Source organism: Candidatus Bathyarchaeota archaeon (assembly GCA_026014725.1).
GTDB lineage: Archaea > Thermoproteota > Bathyarchaeia > Bathyarchaeales > Bathycorpusculaceae > Bathycorpusculum.
In genome coordinates, this window is sequence record JAOZHV010000054.1 from 1 (window position 1) to 4,009 (window position 4,009).

Here is a 4,009-nt window from a genome sequence, read left to right on the forward strand (position 1 = left end):
CATTGAGTCATGTTGGAGTTGTGAAAGAAACCGCATATCCCACAACCTAACAGTCGCAGAAAACGGCTCCAAAAACAAAATACAGCCGCCCTCTCAAGCAGACTTGTGACAGGATTAAAACAAAATTTCTCACACAAAGAAACAAAAATGATTGCGCTTCTGTTAGTTAGCAAAAAAATCCGTAGCAACTAGAATTTTGTTCCACAACAAACCAGCAACCCAAACCAGACGCAGAAGCCAAAACGGGCAACACTGCAAATCCCACAGGTAGATGATGAGTAGGGACGCCACTCTCTTCTTCTACTACTAGAAAAAAACAAACGTTGCCGCTTTAGCAGGTTTTGGTCAGTTTGTCTATGATGCTTTGGAATATCAGTTTGCCATCGCCGTACTTGAGGTTACTTTGCTGGCGTGTCCAGTCGGGCTGCTGCCACCAATACATTGCGCGTTCAGGATGCGGCATCAAACCAAAAATGTTGCCTTCACTGTTGCACACACCCGCGATATCATAAAATGAGCCGTTGGGGTTTTCTGGGTACTTGCCGTCGGCGGCTTCGCCGTCTTTGGTGCTGTAACGGAAAACCAGCATGTCCTCATCAACAAGCTGCTTTAGCATCGCCTGCTCTTTCTCTTTGGGAAACAGCCAGCGCCCCTCACCGTGAGCAATAGGTAGTCGAATAACTTTTCCAGCGGAGATTTTGTTTGTGAAAGCGCATTTGCCGCGGTTCTCCTGCCTCAGATAAATCCATTGGCACTTGAAGCCCGCTGGCTCATTGGTTGTAAGCGTAGCTTGAGGGTAATTGCTTGTGCCGTCAAAGCCTGGAAGCAAACCATACTCAACAAGGATTTGGAAGCCATTACATATGCCCAGAATCGGTCTGCCCTCATCAACAAAAGTGTCAATCTCCTTGCCCAACTTAGCGGAGAGTTTACGCGCAAAAATCACGCCTGCACGCACGTAATCGCCGAAAGAGAAGCCGCCTGGAAACACCAACACATCATAATCCAACAAGTTGCGACGCTTTATTAGTTCGTTAACGTGCACGGTTTCCGCTTGCACTCCCAGTTCTTGGAATGCCCGCTGGGTTTCAGCGTCACAGTTGGTTCCGCCCACGCGCATGACGCACACCTTGATGTCTTCACGTTTCATTGTTGTGCCTCCTCTGGGCTGAGCGTTTTCTTCCAGCTGTGCCTCAACTTCTCAAGAGGCGCGTCAACCACGACCTTGCCGTTTAAACCGTGAATGAGCAGCTTTTGCTCTTTGGTTACTCTGCCTATTTGGGCGCTGTATTTGCCCATTAAACCCTCAAAGTCCGCCTTATCTTTTTTAGCAATTTCAATTAGGAAGCGGCTGTTCGATTCAGAGAACAACACAAAATCGTTACGTGCCAAGTCTTTGCCAGGCACCGCTCGCAAGTCCAGTTCTAAGCCGTAGCCGCCTGCAAACGCCATCTCCGCCGCCGCCACCGCTAAACCGCCTTCAGACAAGTCGTGGCACGATTTGACGATGCCTCTGCTCATGGCTTTGGTTAGGTTGTAGTATGTTTTTCTTGCTTTGGTAGCGCGTAACTGGGGCACTGACTTGCCAAGGTAACCCTTGAGCTTGTAGTATTCTGAGCCGCCAAGTTCAGGGTAAGTGTCACCGACTATATAGAGCAAGTTGCCTGCGGCTTTCAAATCCATGGACACAGTTAAGCTCACATCTGGAACAATACCAACCGCCGTTATGAGCAGCGTTGGCGTAACTGGACCAAGAGGTGACTCATTGTAGAGACTGTCTTTGCCCGAAATAAACGGAGTTCTAAACGCAGTAGCCACAGCGTAGCATGCTTGGCACGCCCTGACCAGTGAGCCGAGGCGTTCTGGTTTTTCTGGGTTGCCCCAAGTGAAATTGTCCAAAAGCGCGATTCTTCTGCCGCCCACCGCGAGGTTATTGCGTATCGCTTCGTCTATGGCTGAAGCCGCCATCCAGTAAGCATCAATTTTCCCGTAATTCGGGTTCATGCCGCAGGAAATCGCTAGGCCTTTAATGGAGTCATCTACGGGTTTGAGAACCGCAGCATCGTTGGGGCCAGCGTATTCGCCTTGCAGAGGCTTTAGGGTTGTGTTACCTTTAACTTCATGGTCGTAAGTGCGAATAACGCTTTCTTTGCTTGCAATGTTTGGCGCCGCCAGCAGTTGCAAAAGCGTTTGGGTGAGGTCTTGGGGCTCTGCAAACTTTGGCTCTTTAAGGCTTGGCGTTTCGATGGTGGCGTTTTTGGTGACCTCGCAAAGGTTAAACAGGAAAGCCATGTCTAAGTCCGCAACTGTTTCTTGCCCATACTTGAGTTGTAGGCGCCGCTCTTTAGTTAGCACACCAATCGCAGTGGCTTCCACGTCTTCTCGTTCAAAAACTTCCATGGCTTTATCTAAGTTCTCGGGAGGAATAGTCAGGAACATGCGTTCTTGTGATTCAGAAATGTAGATTTCCCATGGCGCTAACCCCTGATACTTTAGCGGAACTTTTGAGAGGTCAACACTTGCTCCGCAATCGTATTTTTCAGCGGTTTCACCAACGGCGGAAGACAAGCCTCCGCCGCCAAGGTCTGTTGTTGCGGATGCGAGTTGTAGGTCTCGGATGGCGTTCATGGCGCGCTTGACCTTTTCCTCCTCAATCGGGTCAGCGATTTGTACCGCTGGACGCGAGATTTCCTCGGATTTCTCTGTGAGTTCGGCTGAGGCAAACGTTACGCCGTGGATGCCGTCTCTGCCTGTTTTTCCGCCTATGACCACTATGAGGTCGCCGACTTTGGCGGCTTTTCTGTATTTGTTTAGGGGTAAGAGTCCTATGCATCCGCAGAATACGGTGACGTTTCCTGTGTAGGATTCGTCAAAGTATATGGCTCCGTTCACGGTTGGGATGCCCATGTTGTTGCCATAAGCGCTGATGCCTGCGGTGACGCCCATGTAAACGTATTTTGGGTGTTTGATGCCTGCGGGAAGTTTAGTGTAATCATAATCTAGTGGTCCAAAGCCTAAAACGTCGGTGCATGCGATGGGGTCTGCCCACACGCCAAGGATGTCTCGGATGACGCCGCCCACGCCTGTTGCTGCTCCTCCGAATGGTTCCACTGCGGAGGGGTGGTTGTGGGTTTCCACTTTGGCGGCGATTCCGTAGCCCTTGTCGAATTTGACTATGCCCGCGTTGTCCTCAAACACGCTAAAGCACCATGGCGCTTTGATTTCTTTGGTTGCTTTGGCGATGTAGGTTTTTAGGAGACTGTTGATTTCTTTGCCGTCAAGTTTGATTTTGCCCCTAAAAGTCTTGTGACAGCAGTGCTCTGACCATGTTTGGCTTATGGTTTGCAGTTCAACATCTGTGGGATTTCGCTTCTCAGTTCGGAAATAAGCTTGAATTTCTTTGAGTTCTTGAGGACTAAAGCCCAATGCCAGCTCGTTGTTGATTTCTGCGAGTTGCGCGTCGGTAGCGTTCGCTGTTGTTACTTCGAGGACTTGGCTGTTTTCGCGTTGGATGTAGAGGTCAGGTTTCATTTCTGCTCCTCAACAGTTATGGTGTAGTTGTCTTTGGTTGGGTTCGCTAAGAGGCGCTTGCTCATTTCTTGAGCTTTGGCTTTCGCCTCGCTCAGCGTTTGGGCGTCTAGAAGTACGGTGTAGACTTTGCTGACGTCTACGGCTTGGACTTTGTAGCCGAGTTCTTTTAGTAATCGTGCGGTTGTTTCGCCTTCCGGGTTGCTGTGTCCGGGTTTGAGGCTGACTTCTATTTTTGCAGCGTATCTCATGAGCCTTTAAATTAAGCTATCAAGATTTAAACACTTTCGTCAAGAAAAATGCAATATTCGACGTTAAAAAGCGGTGTTTTGTGTTTTGTTTCTTTGTGTGAGAAATTTTGTTTTAATCCTGTCACAAGTCTGCTTGAGAGGGCGGCTGTATTTTGTTTTTGGAGCCGTTTTCTGCGACTGTTAGGTTGTGGGATATGCGGTTTCTTTCACAACTCCAACATGACTCAATG

The 4,009-nt window shown here is 49.1% G+C and carries 3 protein-coding genes; all 3 read right to left on the reverse strand.

Features of this window, described 5'->3' with window-relative positions; translation table 11 throughout:
* Window positions 1-331: 331 nt before the first annotated feature.
* Genes purQ through purS form a run of 3 tightly spaced genes read right to left on the reverse strand, consistent with a single transcriptional unit; the run spans window position 332 to window position 3,779 of the window.
* Entirely contained in the window at window positions 332-1,150 is an 819-nt protein-coding gene (gene purQ, locus NWE95_11825) for a phosphoribosylformylglycinamidine synthase subunit PurQ (GenBank protein MCW4004588.1), read from the reverse strand.
* A complete protein-coding gene (gene purL, locus NWE95_11830) occupies window positions 1,147-3,531 on the reverse strand; it encodes a phosphoribosylformylglycinamidine synthase subunit PurL (protein ID MCW4004589.1) in 2,385 nt (794 codons plus the stop codon). Before purL ends, purQ begins: the two co-directional genes overlap by 4 nt.
* The gene (purS, locus tag NWE95_11835) at window positions 3,528-3,779 is read right to left on the reverse strand and encodes a phosphoribosylformylglycinamidine synthase subunit PurS (GenBank protein ID MCW4004590.1); all 252 of its coding nucleotides are present in this window, start codon (window positions 3,777-3,779) and stop codon (window positions 3,528-3,530) included. Before purS ends, purL begins: the two co-directional genes overlap by 4 nt.
* Between the last annotated feature and the right edge of the window lie 230 nt (window positions 3,780-4,009).

Excerpts from the sequence above, each read along its gene's own strand:
- purQ (MCW4004588.1), bottom strand. The coding sequence starts at position 1,150 with ATGAAACGTGAAGACATCAAGGTGTGCGTCATGCGCGTGGGCGGAACC.
- purS (MCW4004590.1), bottom strand. The coding sequence starts at position 3,779 with ATGAGATACGCTGCAAAAATAGAAGTCAGCCTCAAACCCGGACACAGC.
- purL (MCW4004589.1), bottom strand. The coding sequence starts at position 3,531 with ATGAAACCTGACCTCTACATCCAACGCGAAAACAGCCAAGTCCTCGAA.